Genomic DNA, 19,168 nt, shown 5'->3' with positions numbered 1-19,168 from the left:
TCTAAGTGTTCTGCGGTTCACCCCGTTTCTGCCAAGCGTCAGACGGTCGTCCCATCCATTGCCAGCCCGGAAAACTCCTGCATTGCATCCAGCAACGCCTCTCGGAAATACACCTTTGACGCCCGATCGCAGAGGATGTGCAAGCTTGCCTGCTGCGCCGTACTTGAGTTGATCACGATCACGTTGATCCGTGCCGCAGAGGTTTGCGCCACTGTACCCGGGCCGAACGCCTGCGGGCTCAAGTCGACGCCGCAGAGTTTGGCCATCACCTCGCTCAGGTGTTCGCCCGTTAGTTGAAAGCAGGCGTGGCTGTCCTGACGCGGCAGCAGATAGTTGGCCTGGTGGTCCAGTTCCCACCGGGCTTCTTCGTCGGCGATGCGTTGGCCCTGATCCTCGGGGCTGCCCAGCAGTAGGTACTCGGCCTGGGACAGGCGCGCTACCTGACTGCCATCGGCTTGAATCAGCGCACGGTTGGGCGCATCTGGCAGGGCGAAGCCGCGGCTGCGCAGGTACTCGGCGCTGTGGGCGCCACGGAAACCGACCCGGGGCAGGTCGGTCAAGTCAGCCAGGCGGCACCCCGGCAACGGCGTCAGGGCTTGCCGGGTGATGCTGTGTTGTTCTCTCAGACTGGTCATGACTCAAAGCTCCTGGCGTTGGTTGTCGGGATCGAAGAAGGGTAACTGCACCACCTCGGCCTGGACCACGATGCCACCCTCGACGCGGATTGGAATGCGCTGCCCCGGCGTGCTTTGGTCGATGCCGGCGTAAGCCAGGCCGATGATCTTGCCCAGGCTTGCGGAATATTCGCAGGAGGTGACGTTGCCGCTGATCTCCAGGCCGTTAAGCACCAGATGGCCTTCCAGCGGTTGCAGGCTGCCTTTGGGCAGGCTGAAACCCACCAGTTTGCGTTTTTGTGGTTGGGCTTCGAGGATATCCACCGAGCGCCGGCCGACGAAAAATGGCTTGTGGCGACTGACCGCCCAGCCCATGTCGATTTCTGCCGGATGGGTCATGCCATCGGTGTCCTGGCTGATGATCACATGGCCTTTTTCCAGGCGCAGCAGACGTTGGGTTTCGACGCCGAAGGGACGTATGTCGTGTGCTTTTCCAGCCTCGATCAGCGCGTCCCAGAGTTTAAGCCCGTGGCGCGCGGGTACATGGATTTCATAACCCAGTTCACCGACGAACCCGACCCGCAATAACCTGGCCTTGATACCGGCAACCGTACCCAGGCGGACGCCCAGATAAGGGAACGCTTCAGCGCTCAGATCCAGATCGGTACAGACTTTCTCCAGCACCCGGCGTGAATCCGGACCGGCAACATTGACCGCGCAAATGGCCGCAGTGACGTTGGCGACGTCCACGTCCAGGCGCCATTGTGCGTTCCACTTGAGCATTTGCTGATAGATGCGGTCGACGCCGCTGGTGGTGGCGGTGACGTAGAAATGGTTCTCGGCGAAACGAGCGCATACACCGTCATCGATCACGACCCCATGTTCATTGGTCATCAGCGCATAGCGCGAGCGGCCGACCGGCTGCTTGAGGAAGGCAAAGGTGTACATGCGGTTGAGCAGTTCGGCGGCGTCCGGGCCTCGCACGTCGAGACCGCCCAATGTCGACACATCGATAATCCCGACCTTGTTGCGCACGTGCAGTGCTTCGGCCTGCATACAGGCGTCGCGATCCCTGGCAGTGCCATAGTAGGCCGGCCGCTGCCAGATCCCGGCGGGCATCATCTTCGCCCCGGCTTGTACATGTCGGGCGTGCATCGGTGTTTGCCGGTACGGATCGAACGCTCGACCGGCCACGTGCGCCAGCTTTTCCGCCACAAACGGTGGGCGTGCCGTGGTGACTCCGGTTTCGCTGATGTTGCGCTGGGTTGCCCAGGCGACCAACCGCGCGGTTGGCAGCGCCGAGTGACGTCCCTGGGAGGGGCCCATGCCCACGGTGGAGTAACGCTTGACCAGTTGCACATCGCGATAGCCAATCCGGGTGGCATTGACGATGTCCGCCACTTGCAGGTCCTCGTCGAAGTCGACGAAGTCCTTGCCCTTGGGATGGGGGAAGATCGGCCAGTTGAAGTTGACCCGAACCTCGCTGCCCAAGGGTGCGCGTTGTGCGCTGACTGTCAGCCCTAGCGCGAGCGCGGCATCAGCTCCGGCATTCATGCCATCAGCGATCACGTTGTCCAGGCGGTGACGACCATTGACCGAGCCTGCGACCGCGAGATTTTGCGGCAGGCCACTGAGGGTGAATTCGGCGCGCTGATCGTCGTAGGCGAGTTTACCGCCCGCCTGACAGAGCAATTGATAGACCGGCATGTAACCGGCGGACATGCACAGCAAGTCGCAATCCAGGCGTTGTCCGCTTTCTGCGACCTGACCCTGGGCGGTGATCTTGCGCACAACGACGCCGTTGATATGACGCATGCCTTTCTCGTGCAGCGCTTCATACACGGTGCTGTTGCGCTGGCAAGGGATCTTGCGCTGAGCCAGTGCCTGCAGCATGGACTCATCGCCAGGACCATGACGCAAGTCCACCACGGCGGCGACTTCCACGCCCTGATCGTACAGATCCAGAGCGGCGAGGTACCCGTCATCATTACCCGTCAGCACCACCGCGCGTTTGCCCGGCTTGACCGCATACAACCTCATCAAGCGTTGCGTAGCGCTGGTCAGCATCACACCCGGCAAATCGTTGTTGCGAAACACCACCGGCTGGTCGAACGCGCCACTGCACACCAGGCATTGGCGGGCACGCACCTTGTACATGCGCTTGCCCTGGATGACCGGCAGGTAGTTGTCGGTGAACCAGGCATTGCAGGTCGCGTCGGTCAGGATCCGGATATTGGCGTGTTGCTCCACCGCAGACAGTAGCTCGCGACGCAGGTCTGTGGCTCTTTTGCCTTCGATATCGAAACGGGCATAGGTCAACGACCCTCCGAGAATCGGTTGTTGTTCGATGAGCAACACCTTCGCCCCGGCATTGGCCGCTGTCAGCGCCGCCTGCAGCCCGGCTGGCCCGGCACCGATCACGGCGATGTCGGTGAACAGATAAGCCTTGTCGTAATACTCGGGCTGGAACTTCAGGTCGAGAACACCGAGTCCGGCCTTTTTGCGAATGATCGGCTCCCAGACTTTCCACATGCCCTTGGGCTTGTAGAAGGAGCGGTAGTAAAAGCCCACCGGCATGAATTTGGAGAACTTGCCCAGGTAGGCGTCACGGTCGTTGTCCAGCGAGCCGTTGACGTTCTGCGCCGTGACCTGCAAACCGGCCGACAGCGCGTACGCATCGGCCAGCACATTAGGCTCCTGGGGCAGTTGCACCAGGCTGTTGGCGTCTTGTCCGGCCATGGTCAGCGGGCCGCGCGGACGGTGGTATTTGAACGAGCGCGAGATCAGGAAGCGACCATTGGCCAACAGGGCGCTGGCGATGCTGTCACCTTGCAGGCCTTGATAGCGATGACCGTCGAAACTGAAATCCAGCGGCTGATCACGGTCGATCAGCAGGCCCATCGGGGCGGGTAGGCGGTTCATCCTGCGATCTCCTTGGCGGCGCTGAAGTCGACGCGGGCGGTGAAAAGTTCTTTGGGGTCGAAGGTACGAAGAATTTCATCGCTGACGGTGTGACGCTCCGCCAGAAACCAGTAGCTCGACGGCGTATGCATCCACCATTCGCGTACCACTCCGGCGAGGTTGTCGGTGTTGAACACGTAGTCCGCCCATTCGGCATCGGTGCAGCGGACGGGATCGGGCATGGGCTTGAACTCGCCGCCATAAGTGAATTCGCTGATGTTGCGTGGCCCGTTGAGCGGGCAATTGATGATTTTCATGGTCCGCTCTCCGTCAGTGGCTGGCCGCCGTAGCGCCCATTTCGTTGACTTGCTGGAAGGTCGAAAAGCGCTCGAGGCCGAAAGGCTTGATCAGATCCGGCACCTTGCCGCCGCTGGCCACCAGTTCTGCCATGGTCTTACCGCAGATCGGTGTAGCCTTGAAACCCCAGGTGCCCCAACCGGCGTCGAGGTAGTAATTTTTCACCGGCGAAAGCCCCATGATCGGGCTGTAATCCGGTGTCATGTCGGTGATCCCGGCCCATTGGCGCATCAGCTTGGCGTTGGCCAGAAACGGGAACATTTCGATGGCGTGCGCCAGCAGGCTCTCCTTCAGATCGAGCGTGGAGCGGGTGTTGAACAGCGGATAAGGATCGGAGCCGCCGCCGAACACCACCTCGCCACGGCTGGTCTGCTGTACGTAGCAATGCAGCGCCGAAGAGCTCACCAGCGGATCAAGGAACGGTTTGAATGGCTGCGTAACCATCGCTTGCAGCGGAAAGGTCTGGATCGGCGAACGAATCCCGGCCTTGGCCATCAGCAGCGAACTGTGCCCGGCGATTGCCTGCACGGCGCAGCCGCACTTGATGGTGCCTCGATTGGTCTTGACCGCCGTGATCGCGCCGTTCTCGATGATCAGGTCCTGAACTTCGGTGAGTTGATGGATCTCCACGCCGCGTTTGGCCGCCTGCTTGGCGTAACCCCAGGCGACAGCGTCGTGGCGCGCGGTGGCGCCGTCGATGTGCCAGAGGCCCGCGATGACCGGCAGGTGACCGGGGTCGAGGTTGAGGCTGGGCACCAGCTCGCGAATCTGCTGGCGGTCGATCATTTCGGTGCGGCCACCGAAGTGCTTGTTGACCTCGGCCCGCTGACGGAACGAACGCACGGTGGCATCGGTGTGGGCCAGGGTCAGTTGGCCACGCTCGGAGTACATGATGTTGAAATCGAATTCGTTGGACAGGGACTGGAACATCCGCACCGACTCGGCATAGAAACGCACGCCCTCACTGGTCAGGTAGTTGGAGCGGATCACCGCCGTATTACGTGCGGTATTGCCACCGCCCAGATAGGACTTCTCCAATACCGCGATATTGGTAATACCGTGGTACTTGGCCAAGTAATAGGCGGTGGCCAGGCCGTGGCCGCCGGCACCGATGATCACCACGTCATAGCTCGGTTTGAGTTCCCGGGGCGGCGGTAGATCGACTTCCACCGGGTACTCCGAACTCAGCCCGTACTTCAATAGATTGAACGGCATAGGGCCTCCGATTGGCTGCGTTGCGCCTGATGTTGCATCTGGGCTGCGGTTACGGTGTTTTTCATCAAAAAGGCAATAGTCATCGGGCCGACGCCACCGGGAACCGGGGTGATCGCCGCGACGTGGGGCAGGGCGCTGTCGAAATCCACGTCGCCCACCAGACGGCTGCGGCCCTGGTCGTCGATGCGGTTGATGCCGACATCAATGACCACGGCGCCGGGTTTCAGCCAGCTGGCGTCGATCAGTTTCGGCCGCCCTGCGGCGGCGATGACGATGTCGGCCTGACGGCACAAGGCCTGCGGGTCCGGGCTGCGCGAATGCAGCACGGTCACTGAGCAATCAGCCTTGAGCAGCAGGGCGGCCATGGGTTTGCCGACAATATTCGAGCGGCCGATCACCACGGCGTGTTTACCGCGCAGATCGCCGCAGGTTTGCTCCAGCAGGTACAGGCAGCCGCTGGGTGTGCAGGGGGCGAGCACCGTGCGGCCCTGGCTGAGGCCACCGACGTTTTCACTGTGAAAACCATCGACGTCCTTGGCCGGGGCGATGGCCTCCAGGGCGCGTAATTCGTCGATGTGAGCCGGCAACGGCAATTGCAGCAAAATGCCGTTGATCGAACGGTCGGCATTCAACGTGGCAATCAGGTTCAGCAGTTGTTCGGTGCTGGTGTCGCTGGACAGTCGATGCTCCACGGAGCGAATGCCCACCTCTTCGGCGCGCAGAATCTTGTTGCGCACGTAAACCTGGCTGGCCGGGTCGCTGCCTACCAGAATCACCGCCAGGGCCGGTTGAATGTCTCGCTCGCGCAGGCCGTCCACGTCCTGGCGGACCTGAAGCAGAACGCGGGCGGCGGCGGCTTTGCCGTCAATCAGTCTGGGCGTGTTCATCGAAAGATCACCGTTCTGTCCTGGTTGAGGAAAACCCGGTGTTCCAGGTGGTACTTGACCGCCTTGGACAGGGCCACGGTTTCGGTGTCACGACCGGTGGCGACCAGGTCGTCCGGCAGATACACGTGATCGACGCGCTGCACTTCCTGTTCAATGATTGGCCCTTCGTCGAGGTCGCTGGTGACGTAGTGCGCCGTAGCGCCGATCAGTTTCACCCCGCGTTGGTAGGCCTGGTGATAAGGCTTGGCACCTTTGAACCCCGGCAGGAACGAGTGATGGATGTTGATCGCCCGGCCCGAGAGTTGCTTGCACAGGTCATCGGAAAGGATCTGCATGTAGCGCGCCAACACCACCAGTTCGGTGCCAGTGTCGTCGACAACTTTCATCAGCTCGGCCTCCTGCCGGGCCTTGGTGTCTTTGGTCACCGGCAGGTAGATGAAGCGGATGCCCTCGCGCTCGGCCATGGGCCGCAGGTCCAGGTGGTTGGAGACGATGGCGGTGATGGTCATGTCCATCTCGCCCTTGTGGTAGCGGTAGAGCAGGTCGGTCAGGCAGTGGTCGAACTTGCTGACCATCAGCAGTACACGCATCGGTTCGCGGGTGTCGTGCAGTTCCCAGGTCATGTCGAATGCCTTGGCGACGTCGCTGAAGCCTTCCTTGATCTGCTGGATATCACCCAAGTGGCCGTCGTTGAAACGGAACACGGCGCGCATGAAAAAACGGCCGCTGAAGTCGTCGTCGAATTGCGCCATCTCCCCGATGTAGCAACCGTTGTCTGCCAGGTAGGTGGTGACGGCCGCGACGATACCGGACACTGCGGGACAGGTGATCTTGATGATGAAATGGTTTTTTTCGTGTTGCATGACACGTCCTCGGGAAGATGGCGGCAGCTCATCGCATAGCGAAAAAAACAGGGCAAACAGCAATCTCGTCCGTGAGTGAGTTTTCTTATGGGGAATAAAATATTCCTGAAGTTGGCTTTATAGGGGAATGCCCGCGCCGCGTCCAGAATTTTTGTGAAAGTTTTTTAACTGGCAGGAAAACGCCTGAGGCCGACACAGGTCGGCCTCAGGGTTGGAATCAAGCAGGGATTGGGGCGGGGATTATTCTTTGTCGTTGCCGTAATTCATGATCGACAGCAGGCGGATCGGTACTTGCACCAGTTGTTCCGGGCCATGGGGGATTTCCCCTTCGAAAGTCAGGCTGTCACCGGCTTCCATGCGGTACAGCTGATTGCCATGGCGATAGATCAGTTCGCCTTCGAGCAGGTGGAGAAACTCGGTGCCCGGATGGGAGAAGGTCGGAAACTCCTCGCTGGCGTCATCCATGCTCACCATGTAGGCCTCGAAACTCTTCTTCGGCCCGCGCGTGTGATTGAGCAGATGGTAGGTATGGCCTTTCTCGGTTCCGCGGCGAACCACCTCCATGCCTTGATCGGCCTTGACCAGCTGCGCGCTGCCGTCTTGCTGGTCGTATTCACTGAACAGCTTCGACAGCGGCAGGCCGAGCACATCGCACAGGCGGCTCAGGGTATCGAGGCTGGTGGAGACCTGGGCGTTTTCAATTTTGCTCAACATGCCCTGGCTGATGTCGGCAATTTTCGCCACATCGGACAATTTCAGATCCTGCGCCTGGCGCTGGCGTTTGATTTGCAAACCCAGGTATTGCTCAAGCTTGAGGCGCGGGGCAGTTTCGGTCGGCATAGTCTTTAGATCCTGCACACTTTCTGTTCAGTAATATTAGTTTCGCACTGAGAAAGTGCAAATCACGGCGTTCCTTTCCATCCCGGTGGGCAATATTCCCTCCGGGAAAAGAATATTCCCATATATACAGCACAAAAGCGCTGGTTACGGCACTTCGGCTTTTCATTCGCGATTCTGGCAAGGGCCTTGCATTCCTGTTGGGAAACTTACTTTCTTTTCAGGAATATCAAAGGAAAGTGACGCCCATCCCCAATGATTTGCCCTTTTTCGCCAGGAGTGACGAGCAATGTTGCCAGCAGAAACCCAGCGCATCATCGACAAGCACGGGATCAAGTATGTGCTTGCGCAGTTTGTCGATATCCATGGTTCGGCCAAAACCAAATCGGTGCCGATCTGTGGACTCAAGGCCGTGGCCGAGGACGGCGCAGGTTTTGCCGGTTTCGCCATCAGTGGCATGGGCATGGAACCCCACGGCCCGGACTTCATGGCCCGTGGCGATTTGTCCACGCTGATGCCTGTGCCCTGGCAACCGGGTTATGGCCGGATCGTGTGCATCGGTCATGTCGACGGCAAGCCGCATCCTTATGACAGCCGTTACGTGCTGCAGCAGCAGGTTCGTCGCCTGGAAGACAAGGGCTGGACGCTCAACACCGGCCTGGAGCCTGAGTTCAACCTGATGCGCCGTGACGAGCAGGGCAAACTGCAGCTGGTCGATGCCAGCGACAACCTGGACAAGCCTTGCTACGACTACAAAGGCCTCTCGCGCTCCCGGGTGTTTCTCGAACGCCTGACCGAGGCGTTGCAAGCGGTGGATTTCGAGGTCTATCAAATCGACCACGAAGACGCCAATGGCCAGTTCGAGATCAATTACACCTACAGCGACGCCATGACCTCGGCGGATCGATTCACGTTCTTTCGCATGGCCGCCGGCGAGATCGCCAATGACTTGGGCATGATCTGCTCGTTCATGCCCAAGCCTGACCCGAAACGCGCCGGCAACGGCATGCACTTTCACCTGTCGATCAGCAGCGCCGAGAACAAGAACCTGTTCTTTGATGCCAGCGATCCGAGCGGCATGGGGCTGTCGAAAATGGCCTATCACTTCGCCGCTGGCCTGCTTGCCCATGGCCCGGCGCTCTGCGCTTTCGCCGCACCGACGGTCAACTCCTACAAGCGTCTGGTGGTGGGCCACTCGTTGTCCGGCGCGACTTGGGCGCCAGCCTTTATAGCCTTCGGCGCCAACAACCGTTCGGCGATGGTGCGGGTGCCCTACGGTCGCCTGGAATTTCGCCTGCCGGACGCCGGTTGCAATCCTTATCTGGTCAGCGCGGCGATTATCGCCGCGGGCCTCGACGGTATCGACCGCCAGCTGGAAATCGACCACGTCTGCAATGAAAACCTCTACAGCCTGAGCCTTGAGCAGATCGCTGCAAAGGGCATCAAGACCCTGCCGCAATCGCTCAAGGAAGCCTGCGACGCGCTGGAGGCCGACCCGCTGTTTGCCGAAGTGATGGGGCCGCAGATCGTTGGCGAATTCATCAAGCTCAAGCGCATGGAGTGGGTGGAATACAGCCGCCACGTTTCCGACTGGGAAGTGCAGCGCTACACCGAGTTTTTCTGAGTCTGTTGGGCGGCAGCTACAAGCTGCAAGCGTCAAGCCGCAAGTCAAAGCGAGTGGGCGGCGTATCGAAAATTTTCATGTCCATGCGGTCAGCTTGCAGCTTGCCGCTCCCGAACGAAGTGAGGACTGTTTTTATGTGTGGAATCGTAGGCCTTTACCTGAAAAACCCGCAGCTGGAATCCCGGCTCGGCCAGCTCTTCGAACCGATGCTGCAGGCCATGACCGATCGTGGCCCGGACAGCGCAGGCTTCGCCATTTATGGCGATGAAGTGGCCGATGGCTGGGTCAAGCTGACCTTGCAGGCGACCACCGAAGCCTTCGACTGGAAAACCCTGATGGGCGAGCTCGAAGGCCGTCTGGGCTGTTCGCTGGACTGGTTTCAGAACGCCAGCGCCGCCGTATTGAAGATCCATTCGGAAGAAGCGCCAGTCCGTCTGGCCCTTGCCGAACTGGCCCCGAGCGTTCGCATCATGAGCGCCGGGCAGAGCATCGAAATCCTCAAGGGCATGGGCTTGCCCCAGGAAATTTCCCAACGCTTCGGCCTGGCCAGCATGAAGGGCAGCCACATCATCGGCCATACCCGCATGGCCACCGAAAGCGCGGTGACCATGGAAGGCAGCCATCCGTTTTCCACCGGCGCCGACCTGTGCCTGGTGCACAACGGTTCGCTGTCCAATCACTTTCGCCTGCGCCAGGAACTCAAGCGCGAAGGTATCCATTTCGAAACCGACAACGACACGGAAGTGGCCGCCGGCTACCTGACCTGGCGCCTACAACAAGGCGACTCGCTCAAAGAAGCGCTGGATCATTCGCTGGAGGACCTGGACGGTTTCTTCACGTTTGCCATTGGCACTCGCAATGGCTTTGCGGTAATCCGCGACCCGATTGCCTGCAAGCCGGCGATTCTCGCCGAGACCGACGATTACGTCGCCATGGCCTCCGAATATCAGGCGCTGTCGAGCCTGCCGGGTATCGAACACGCCAGGATCTGGGAGCCGGCACCGGCCACCCTGTACATCTGGGAACGCGAGTCAGCTTAAGGAGCGCACACATGAAAACCATCGATCTTTCCACTGCCACCGTGCGTGACCTCAATCAGGCGCTGCATGACCAGGCCAACAACGTCGAAGACCGCGAGTGGGTGGTGACTCATTCCAACGGCAAGCACAACCTCGCGGTTGGGGTGAACCAGGCCGTGTCCATCGATATCCAGGGGCACGCCGGCTACTACTGCGCGGGCATGAACCAGAAAGCGTGCATCACCGTGCATGGCAATGCCGGTGTCGGCGTCGCGGAAAACATGATGTCGGGCATGGTGCGGATCAAGGGCAGTGCGTCCCAGGCCGCAGGCGCCACCGCCCATGGCGGGTTATTGGTGATCGAAGGCGATGCCGGTGCCCGGTGTGGCATTTCCATGAAAGGCATCGACATTGTGGTCGGCGGCAGCATCGGCCACATGAGCTGCTTCATGGGTCAGGCCGGACGCTTGGTGGTGTGTGGCGATGCGGGTGATGCCCTGGGCGATTCGCTGTACGAAACCCACATCTATGTGCGGGGTACCGTCGCTTCCCTGGGCTCGGACTGCATCGAAAAAGAGATGCGCGCCGAACACCTGGAAGAACTGCAAGTCCTGCTCAACCGCGCCGGTTTCGAGCACAAGCCGGCTGAATTCAAGCGCTATGGCTCGGCCCGTCAGTTGTACAACTTCAAAGTCGATAACGCGTCCGCGTACTGATCCACGCGAGGAGAACAGATATGAGCGACAAGACCACTCCGGTGCTGCGCGAGTCAGCCACTTTCGACCGCCTGACCATCCAGGAAATTCAGCGCGCCGCGGAAACCGGCATCTACGACATTCGCGGCGGCGGCACCAAGCGTAAATTGCCGCACTTCGACGACTTGCTGCTGCTCGGCGCCAGCGTCTCGCGCTACCCGCTCGAAGGCTATCGCGAGAAGTGTGGCACCGATGTGATCCTCGGCAACCGGTTCGCCAAGAAGCCGATTCACCTGAAGATTCCGGTGACCATCGCCGGCATGAGCTTCGGTGCTTTGTCGGCCAATGCCAAGGAAGCCTTGGGCCGTGGTGCGACCATTGCGGGCACCAGCACCACCACGGGTGACGGCGGCATGACCCCGGAAGAACGCGGCCAGTCGCAGCATTTGGTTTATCAGTATTTGCCATCGCGCTATGGCATGAACCCGGACGATCTGCGCAAGGCCGACGCCATTGAAATCGTCCTGGGGCAGGGCGCCAAACCCGGTGGCGGCGGAATGTTGCTGGGCATGAAAGTCACCGAACGCGTGGCCGGAATGCGCACCTTGCCGATTGGTGTCGACCAGCGCAGCGCCTGCCGTCACCCGGACTGGACCGGGCCGGATGACCTGGCGATCAAAATTGCCGAGATCAGGGAAATCACCGATTGGGAAAAACCGATCTACGTGAAAATCGGCGCGAGCCGACCGTACTACGACGTCAAGTTGGCGGTAAAAGCCGGGGCTGACGTCATTGTGCTCGACGGCATGCAAGGCGGCACTGCAGCCACTCAGGAAGTGTTCATCGAACACGTCGGGATTCCGATTTTGTCGGCCATTCCGCAAGCGGTACAGGCTTTGCAAGAGATGGGCATGCATCGCAAGGTTCAGCTGATCGTTTCCGGAGGAATTCGCAACGGTGCCGACGTCGCCAAGGCGATGGCGCTCGGTGCGGATGCGGTGGCCATCGGGACGGCGGCGCTGATTGCCTTGGGCGATAACCATCCACGCCTGGACGAGGAACTGAAGAAAATCGGCTCGGCCGCCGGTTTCTACGATGACTGGCAGAACGGCCGCGACCCGGCCGGTATTACCACGCAGGACCCGGAACTGTCCAAGCGCCTGGACCCGGTGGAAGGTGGTCGCCGTCTGGCCAACTACCTGCGCGTCATGGTGCTGGAGGCACAGACCATGGCACGGGCCTGCGGCAAGTCGCACCTGCACAACCTCGATCCCGAGGATCTGGTGGCGTTGACGGTAGAGTCGGCGGCCATGGCGAGGGTGCCGCTGGCGGGGACCAACTGGGTTCCGGGCTCTGGGTACTGAGACGAAACCTGTGGGAGCGAGCCTGCTCGCGATAGCGGTGTATCAGTCAGCTAAAAGGCTGCTGAACCAACCCCATCGCGAGCAGGCTCGCTCCCACAAGTCCTGTTCATGGCATTTATATTCGAGAGGCCGAAAAGGCCCGTGTCTCATTCTTTATTGCTCGCTGCCAGACACTTTCCATTCTTTTGCAGGAGCTTTGAACATGATCAATCGTCTTCTCGGCAAAACCCTTCTCGGTGTACTGGCGGCCGGCGCACTCGCGCCGCTCGCCCAGGCGGCCGACGCACCCACCTTGAACACCGGCAGCACCGCCTGGATGGTGACCGCCACGGTGCTGGTGCTGTTCATGTGTCTGCCGGGCCTCGCATTGTTTTATGGCGGTCTGGTGCGGGCGAAAAACATGCTCTCGCTGTTTACCCAGTGCTTCGGCATCGCCGGCCTGGTCGGCGTGCTGTGGGTGATCTATGGCTACAGCATGGTGGTCGACAGTACCGGCATGGTTGAGGGGCAGGTGACGTTCAACAGTTTCGTCGGTGGCTTGAGCCGGGCCTTTCTGGCCGGCATGACCCCGGATAGCCTGGTCGGTGACATCCCGGAAGGCGTGTTTGTCACCTTCCAGATGACCTTCGCGATCATTACCCCGGCGCTGATTGCCGGTGCATTCGCCGAGCGCATGAAATTCTCGGCAGCGCTGTGGTTCATGGCGCTGTGGTTCACCCTGGTTTATGCGCCCGTCGCCCACATGGTCTGGGGTGGTTCGGGCGCGTTGATGCATAACTGGGGCGTTCTCGATTTTGCCGGCGGCACGGCGGTGCATATCAATGCCGGCGTTGCGGCTTTGGCGGCGTGCCTGATTCTCGGCAAGCGCAAGGGCTACCAGAATGCGCCGATGCCGGCCCACAACCTGAGCCTGACCATGACCGGTGCGGCGATGCTCTGGGTGGGCTGGTTCGGCTTCAATATCGGTTCCGGCGGCGGTCTCAATGGCACTTCGGGCATTGTCATGCTCAACACCCAACTGGGTGCTTGCGCGGGGATTCTCGGCTGGATGTTCACGGAGTGGTTCAAGGTCGGCAAGCCGAGTGCCTTGGGCCTGGCCAGCGGTGCTTTGGCCGGTTTGGTCGGCATTACCCCGGCGTGTGCGTATGTGGGCGTAGGCGGCGCATTGGCCATCGGTCTGCTGTGCGGGGTGTTCTGCTACCTGAGCGTCACCGTGCTGAAACGCCGCTTCGGTTATGACGACAGCCTCGACGTGTTTGGCTTGCATGGCATCGGCGGAATGATTGGCGCGGTATTGACCGGCGTGTTCTGCGTGCCGTCCCTGGGCGGTTTGGTGGAAGGCGTGAGCATGGGCGCTCAGGTCGTGGCGCAGATCAAGGGCGTGTTGCTGACGACGGTGTACTGCTTCGCCATCAGCTGGATCATTCTCAAGGTGATCAACGCCGTCATCGGCTTGCGTGCCGATGAATCGGTGGAAGACATGGGGCTGGATCTGGCTGAGCACAACGAGAGTGCCTACAACCACTGATCATTGCGATTGAACGACACGGCCCACCTTCGAGTGGGCCGTTTTCGTGGTGCTCAGCTCAACGCTGCATCGCTGATCGACTTTTGCTAGCGCGCTTGGGCGGCACGCTGCAATTGACTGGCGATCAGGGTGTTCTTCAGCAGATACGCAATGGTCATCGGCCCCACACCTCCCGGAACCGGCGTGATCGCACGGGCAACAGTGCGCGCGCTGGCGTAGTCGACATCGCCCACCAAATGATTGCCGCCTTCGTCGGTGATGCGATTGATGCCGACATCGATCACCACCGCTCCGGGTTTGAGCCAGCTCGCATCGATCAGCTTTGGTCGACCCACCGCTGCAACGACGATGTCCGCCAGTCGGCACAGCGCCGGGGCATCGACGCTGCGCGAGTGGACCACGCTGACCGAGCAGTTGGCCTGCAACAGCAAGGTCGCCATGGGTTTGCCGACAATGTTCGAGCGGCCGATGACCACCGCGTGCAAGCCGCTCAAGTCACCGCAGGTTTCGTGCAGCAGGCGCATGCAGCCGCTGGGTGTGCAGGGGGTCAGTACTTCGATGCCTTGCACTAGGCCGCCGACGTTTTCCCGATGGAAGCCGTCCACGTCCTTGATCGGATCAATGGCATGAATCACCGCTCCTTCGTCGATATGGACCGGCAATGGCAGCTGCACCAGGATGCCGTTCACCGTGGCATCGGCATTCAGTTGCGCAATCAGTTCCAGTACTTGCGCCTGGCTGGCGGTTTCCGGCAGACGGTATTCAAGAGAGCGGATGCCTACGTCCTTGGCCCGCAGCAGTTTGTTGCGCACGTAGACCTCGCTGGCCGGGTCTTCACCGACCAGCAGCACGGCCAGTGCGGGGTAAATCTGCTGTCCGGCCAGGACCAGAACCTCTTCTCGAACTTCGTCGAGAACCTGGGCAGAGATGGCTTTGCCGTCGATAACGCGGGCAAGAGCGGGGGTGGTGCTGAGCAAAATAGTCACCGTCGTCTTGATTGATAGGGGGGGCGAAATGATCATCGAGGCGTCGTTGCGCCCCGATGATCCATCAGAGACCTGCAGGCAAGGGCGTTCAGGCTACCAGTTGATGGCAACCGTACACCACCAGTACACCTGCGATCAGCGTGGCATAAGGCAACCAGCCGGCGCGTTTTTGACCGGCATCGGCCTGAATGTACAGGTCGCTGAGCATCGCTTCCGGGAAGCGCCCTTTGTCCTGCACGTAGTGGCGGTAGCAGAACACCGGAAGAATCAACAGCGCCAGCAACAGGCCGGTCACCAGGGTGCCGGCGCCCCAGATATCGGCTCCCAGCCCCATGCACGCCAGGTTGACGAAGCTCAGTACGCCACCCGCGGCCAGGAGCACGGTCGGGGCCTTGTACGGGCGTACCCAGTCGGGACGGTCCAGGCGATGGATCCAGCCGGCATTGAGGTTGAGGAAGTTGAAGATGATGTAGCTGACGTTGGACGCGGCCAGCACGAACACATAATCGGACATCAGCAACAGCAGCAGGTTGAACGACAAGTCGGTCCACATCGCTGCGGTAGGCGCGCCGTGTTCGTTGGTGCGGCCCAGGTATTTCGGCAGCCAGCCATCGACTGACGCCTGATACAGGGTGCGCGAGGAGCCGGACATCGAGGTCATGATTGCCAGCAGCGTGGCCAGGACCAACATGATCAGCACGATGTTGGCCACCAGCTTGCCGCCGCCGATGCTGTCCGCCATGACCTGCCCGACGCCCATGCCGCTGTAGATCGCGGGTGACAGCAGACCGCTGTAGACCGCCGGTGTGACCACCGCGCCGCTGGCATCGAGCACCGCCGGGGTCACCAGTTGCCCGAGACCGAGGCTGCCCTGGAATGCCAGGGGCACCAGGGTGAACACCAGAATGCACAGCAGGCCGGCGTAGAAGATCGCCTTGAAGGTGTCACGCTTGGGGTCCTTGAATTCCCGGGTGTAGCACACGGCGGTTTCGAAGCCGTAAGTGGACCATGCGGCCATGAACAGGCCGCCGGCCATTAACGACCAACCGGACATGTCCCAAGGCCCGTCGATCACTTGCCCGGCCGCGTCATGGGCCAGCGGGTACAGGGGCAGGAAGTTGGCCTGGGCCGCGTCCCCGGTGAACAACGGCACCACACCCACTAACAACAGAGGAATCAGCGAGGTCACCCCAAGCACCAGCGTCAGGCGTGCCGAGCGCAAGATGCCGCCATGCTGCACGGCGAACACCGTCAGTAAAATCAACAGGCCGATGGCGAACGTCGCGTTGATCCTTAGCGACAGACCGCTCTTGACCCAACCCAGATCGAGCAGGGTCAGTTGCCAGGTATTGATCAGCGCATCAGCGGGGAACAAGGCGGTGAGGATGTAACCGGCTGCCAGCCCAGAGCCAATGGACAAAACCGGGGACCAGGCCAGCCAGTTGCACCACACCGAGACCGGTGCGATCAGTTTGCTGTAACGCACCCAGGCCACCGCGCCGTAGACGGAGGCACCGCCGGACTTGTGCGGGAACAGTCCGGCAATTTCGGCATAGGTAAAGGCCTGGATAAACCCGAACAGGATCGACACGATCCAGACAATCCAGGCCGGTTTGCCGACCGTGGCGGCGATCGCGCCGATAGAAAACAGCACCAGGGCGGGCACGCCACTGGCAACCCAGAACGCCCCGCGCCAATCGATCTTGCGCTGCAGGCTGCCCACTGAACCGGCGGCCTGCGGTACGGCCTCGAACGTAGTCGCTTCCATCTTCGTATTCCCATGTCTGAAAAAAAGCAGGACCCTGCAGGAGCGAGCCTGCTCGCGATGGACAACCAGGCACCGCGAACAGTCAGGCAACCCGCGTTATCGTTGACGTTCATCGCGAGCTGGCTCGCTCCTACAGGTGTGTATGGGCAGTCAAAAGGTTAATCAGCTGCGTACCCGGCTCTTGTCCGGGTCGTAGAAAATCGCGGCGGTGACCGTGGCGCTGATGCGCTTCTGCAGGCCATCGACTTTGCCGATCTCCAACGCTGTGCCGATATCGGCGCAGGCCACGTCGACCCGGCACAGCGCGATATTGCTGCCCAGCAGCGGTGAGCGGCAGGCACTGGTGACGACGCCGACCTGGGCCCGGCCGCGGTACACCGGGTCGCCGTGGTGGGCGCCTTCGTTACCGCTCAGCTGCAGGCCCACCAGTTTGTGAGCGGGATGGGTACTGCGCCGTAACAGGGCGTCGCGACCGATGAAGTCATCGGTTTTGCTTTTTAGCGGCACACTAAAACCGATGCCCGCTTCAAAGGGGTCGGTCTGGTCGCTGAACTCGTAGCCGGCAAAGATCAGCCCGGCTTCGATGCGCAGCATGTCCAGGGCCTCCAGGCCCAGTGGCACCAGGCCCAAGGGCTGGCCCAGAGCCCAGATCCGGTCCCAGACCCGTTCGGCATCCTCGGGCTGGCACCAGACTTCGTAGCCCAGTTCGCCGGTGTAGCCGGTGCGCGAGATCATCAGCGGGCAACCGTCGTAACCGTCCAGGCGGCCAACAAGAAAACGGAACCAGCCCAGTGTCTCCAGACTCGGCTGGTTGGGCGCGGTCCAGACCATCTGTTTGAGCAACTCTCGGCTCATCGGGCCTTGCACCGCCAGGTTATGGATCTGCTCGCTGGCGGATTTGATCCAGACCTTCATGCCGAGTTTTTGCGCCTGCTCGCGCAGCCACACCCCGGCGTAGTCTTCGCCGCAGATCCAGCGGAAATTGTCCGGGCCCAGGCGTAGCAGGGTACCGTCGTCGAGCATGCCGCCGTGTTCGTGGCACATCGCCGAGTACACCACTTGACCCACCGCCAGGCGCCGCACGTCGCGGGTCAGGCAGTACTGCAACAAGGCTTCGGCGTCCGGGCCGATGATTTCGAATTTGCGCAGGGCGGTCAGGTCCATCACCGCCACTCGTTCGCGGCAACCGAGGTATTCCTCGATCGCGCCATAGCCGTCATAGCGCAGCGGCAGCCACCAGTTGCGGTAGTCGACGAAGCTGCCGGTCAAGGCGCTGGTGCGTGAGTGGAACGCGGACTCACGGGTAAGAATCGGGTCGGCATCAGCCGTGGGTCGAGTGCTCATGGCGATGGAAAAACGCTCCTTTTCGCTATAGATGCGGACATGGATATCGGTTGGGTTCCAGCCATTGGCCGGGTCAATGTCATCCGGGCACGAAGTACTGCCGCACACCAAGTCGGTCATGGCGCGCAGCAGCACGTAGTCGCCGGGACGCGACCAGGGTTCGTCAAGGGTCATCTGCTGGTGTGCGTCGATCCCGGTATTGAAGAAAAAATTGATCGCCGGCCAGCCATTGCGGGCCTTGACCCCATGGGACGCGAGCACGCGGCTGAGGTTGTCACTGCAGTTGTCGTGCCCGAAGTAGCCATGGCTCTCGTAATAGCGCGCGGCGCAGGCCAGGGCGAAGGCGTCGTGGCGGCCGACGGTGTCGCGCACCACCTCCAGCATCGGTTGCATCTGCCGGTCGAAAAACTTTGAGAACAGTCCCGGTGCCGGGTAGGCGCTGCCGTTCAGGGTGCGGGTCACGGTCTGGTCCAGGTCCAGTTCCAGACCGCGATCCAGTGCCCGTCGATCCAGAGCGACGAAGTCCGAGCACTGGCGACCGGCGACATCCAGCACCTGCACATACTGACCTTTGCCAACGGTGTAACTGTGGGCGGTGCCGGCGCCGAGGGTGAACTCGTCGAGCAACTCGCCCAAGGGTTCGGGCAACACGGGGAGCAGCAGCGGCGAGGGATTGGATCGAGTCACCAGCAGCCGCAGCTCGCTGGGCCGGTATTGCCGGTCAACGGCGGTCGGTCCGTCGGGGGCCGCGACGATCACCAGTAGCTCATCGCTGGCGACGAAGCTCCGGCTGAAGTCGGCAGGGCTGTCCTCGTCCCAGAGTGAGGCGGCGCTGGGCAGCTGTTGGGGATCAATCGCGCGTTGGATCAGCGCCTGGCCAATGCGACGCGACTGCAAGGTCGGTTCAGCGAGCCGCGCACCGATAAACCCGCAGGCCGTCGAACCGCTCAGTGCCCAGGCCGCCAGGGCGCTACGACCGAGCCTATCCACGACCAGCAATTGACAAGGTTGCCGGCCTTCGAGGTCGATCACTTGCAGGCTGTCGCCAGGCTGCAACGCGACAAGGGTCAGGCCACCGGCAGCCACTCGATAGCGCTCCAGGGCCGGGGCCCGGGCAAAGAGTCCGGGTTCCCGCGGGCGGGAAACACGAGGTGCGTTCATGGTGA

Annotated in this window: 15 protein-coding genes; 5 read left to right on the top strand and 10 right to left on the bottom strand. The window is 61.2% G+C overall.

What is annotated here, in order from left to right:
• Nucleotides 1–38 precede the first annotated feature (38 nt).
• From BLV61_RS05570 to BLV61_RS05540, 7 genes are all read right to left on the bottom strand, one after another.
• A complete protein-coding gene (locus tag BLV61_RS05570) occupies nt 39–635 on the bottom strand; it encodes a sarcosine oxidase subunit gamma (protein WP_090463305.1) in 597 nt (198 codons plus the stop codon).
• 3 nt (nt 636–638) lie between these two features.
• Nucleotides 639–3,536 (bottom strand): 2Fe-2S iron-sulfur cluster-binding protein, encoded by a 2,898-nt coding sequence (locus tag BLV61_RS05565; RefSeq protein WP_090463302.1) that lies wholly within the window; start codon nt 3,534–3,536, stop codon nt 639–641.
• Nucleotides 3,533–3,832, bottom strand: coding sequence for a sarcosine oxidase subunit delta (locus tag BLV61_RS05560; protein ID WP_047530859.1), 300 nt, complete (start codon nt 3,830–3,832; stop codon nt 3,533–3,535). Before BLV61_RS05560 ends, BLV61_RS05565 begins: the two co-directional genes overlap by 4 nt.
• 13 nt (nt 3,833–3,845) lie before the next feature.
• Nucleotides 3,846–5,087: an FAD-dependent oxidoreductase gene (locus BLV61_RS05555; RefSeq protein ID WP_047530857.1), complete on the bottom strand. Its 1,242-nt coding sequence runs from the start codon at nt 5,085–5,087 to the stop codon at nt 3,846–3,848.
• Entirely contained in the window at nt 5,069–5,974 is a 906-nt protein-coding gene (gene folD, locus BLV61_RS05550; RefSeq protein WP_090463300.1) for a bifunctional methylenetetrahydrofolate dehydrogenase/methenyltetrahydrofolate cyclohydrolase FolD, read from the bottom strand. Before folD ends, BLV61_RS05555 begins: the two co-directional genes overlap by 19 nt.
• The gene (gene purU / locus BLV61_RS05545) at nt 5,971–6,837 is read right to left on the bottom strand and encodes a formyltetrahydrofolate deformylase (RefSeq protein WP_047530853.1); all 867 of its coding nucleotides are present in this window, start codon (nt 6,835–6,837) and stop codon (nt 5,971–5,973) included. The genes folD and purU overlap by 4 nt, the downstream gene beginning before the upstream one ends.
• 240 nt (nt 6,838–7,077) lie before the next feature.
• On the bottom strand, nt 7,078–7,677 hold the full coding sequence (locus BLV61_RS05540) for a helix-turn-helix domain-containing protein (RefSeq protein ID WP_008003699.1): 600 nt from the start codon (nt 7,675–7,677) through the stop codon (nt 7,078–7,080).
• Between the two features lie 286 nt (nt 7,678–7,963).
• On the opposite strand from BLV61_RS05540, the gene glnT reads away from it, so the two are divergent.
• The 5 genes from glnT (at nt 7,964) to BLV61_RS05515 (ending at nt 13,904) form a co-directional block, all read left to right on the top strand.
• A complete protein-coding gene (glnT, locus tag BLV61_RS05535) occupies nt 7,964–9,298 on the top strand; it encodes a type III glutamate--ammonia ligase (protein WP_090463297.1) in 1,335 nt (444 codons plus the stop codon).
• A 134-nt stretch (nt 9,299–9,432) separates the two neighbouring features.
• Nucleotides 9,433–10,338, top strand: coding sequence for a class II glutamine amidotransferase (locus tag BLV61_RS05530; protein WP_047530847.1), 906 nt, complete (start codon nt 9,433–9,435; stop codon nt 10,336–10,338).
• 11 nt (nt 10,339–10,349) lie between these two features.
• On the top strand, nt 10,350–11,033 hold the full coding sequence (locus BLV61_RS05525) for a GltB/FmdC/FwdC-like GXGXG domain-containing protein (protein ID WP_047530845.1): 684 nt from the start codon (nt 10,350–10,352) through the stop codon (nt 11,031–11,033).
• Between the two features lie 20 nt (nt 11,034–11,053).
• Nucleotides 11,054–12,376: an FMN-binding glutamate synthase family protein gene (locus BLV61_RS05520; RefSeq protein ID WP_047530843.1), complete on the top strand. Its 1,323-nt coding sequence runs from the start codon at nt 11,054–11,056 to the stop codon at nt 12,374–12,376.
• A gap of 202 nt (nt 12,377–12,578) precedes the next feature.
• Nucleotides 12,579–13,904 carry an ammonium transporter gene (locus BLV61_RS05515; protein ID WP_047530841.1) on the top strand — a complete coding sequence of 442 codons (1,326 nt, stop codon included), beginning with the start codon at nt 12,579–12,581 and terminating at the stop codon, nt 13,902–13,904.
• A gap of 86 nt (nt 13,905–13,990) precedes the next feature.
• Here the strand turns inward: BLV61_RS05515 and BLV61_RS05510 are convergent, their stop codons facing one another.
• The 3 genes from BLV61_RS05510 to BLV61_RS05500 form a co-directional block, all read right to left on the bottom strand.
• Nucleotides 13,991–14,926 (bottom strand): bifunctional 5,10-methylenetetrahydrofolate dehydrogenase/5,10-methenyltetrahydrofolate cyclohydrolase, encoded by a 936-nt coding sequence (locus tag BLV61_RS05510; protein WP_139213606.1) that lies wholly within the window; start codon nt 14,924–14,926, stop codon nt 13,991–13,993.
• Between the two features lie 52 nt (nt 14,927–14,978).
• Nucleotides 14,979–16,658: an APC family permease gene (locus tag BLV61_RS05505; RefSeq protein ID WP_090463294.1), complete on the bottom strand. Its 1,680-nt coding sequence runs from the start codon at nt 16,656–16,658 to the stop codon at nt 14,979–14,981.
• Nucleotides 16,659–16,820: 162 nt separating this feature from the next.
• Nucleotides 16,821–19,163: a trimethylamine N-oxide demethylase gene (locus BLV61_RS05500; protein ID WP_090463292.1), complete on the bottom strand. Its 2,343-nt coding sequence runs from the start codon at nt 19,161–19,163 to the stop codon at nt 16,821–16,823.
• Nucleotides 19,164–19,168 lie beyond the last annotated feature (5 nt).

It is taken from the genome of Pseudomonas mohnii (genome assembly GCF_900105115.1).
In the GTDB taxonomy this organism is placed as follows: Bacteria; Pseudomonadota; Gammaproteobacteria; order Pseudomonadales; family Pseudomonadaceae; genus Aquipseudomonas; species Aquipseudomonas mohnii.
Note: the sequence above shows the minus strand (reverse complement) of the source record. Positions and strands in the feature narration are given on the sequence as shown.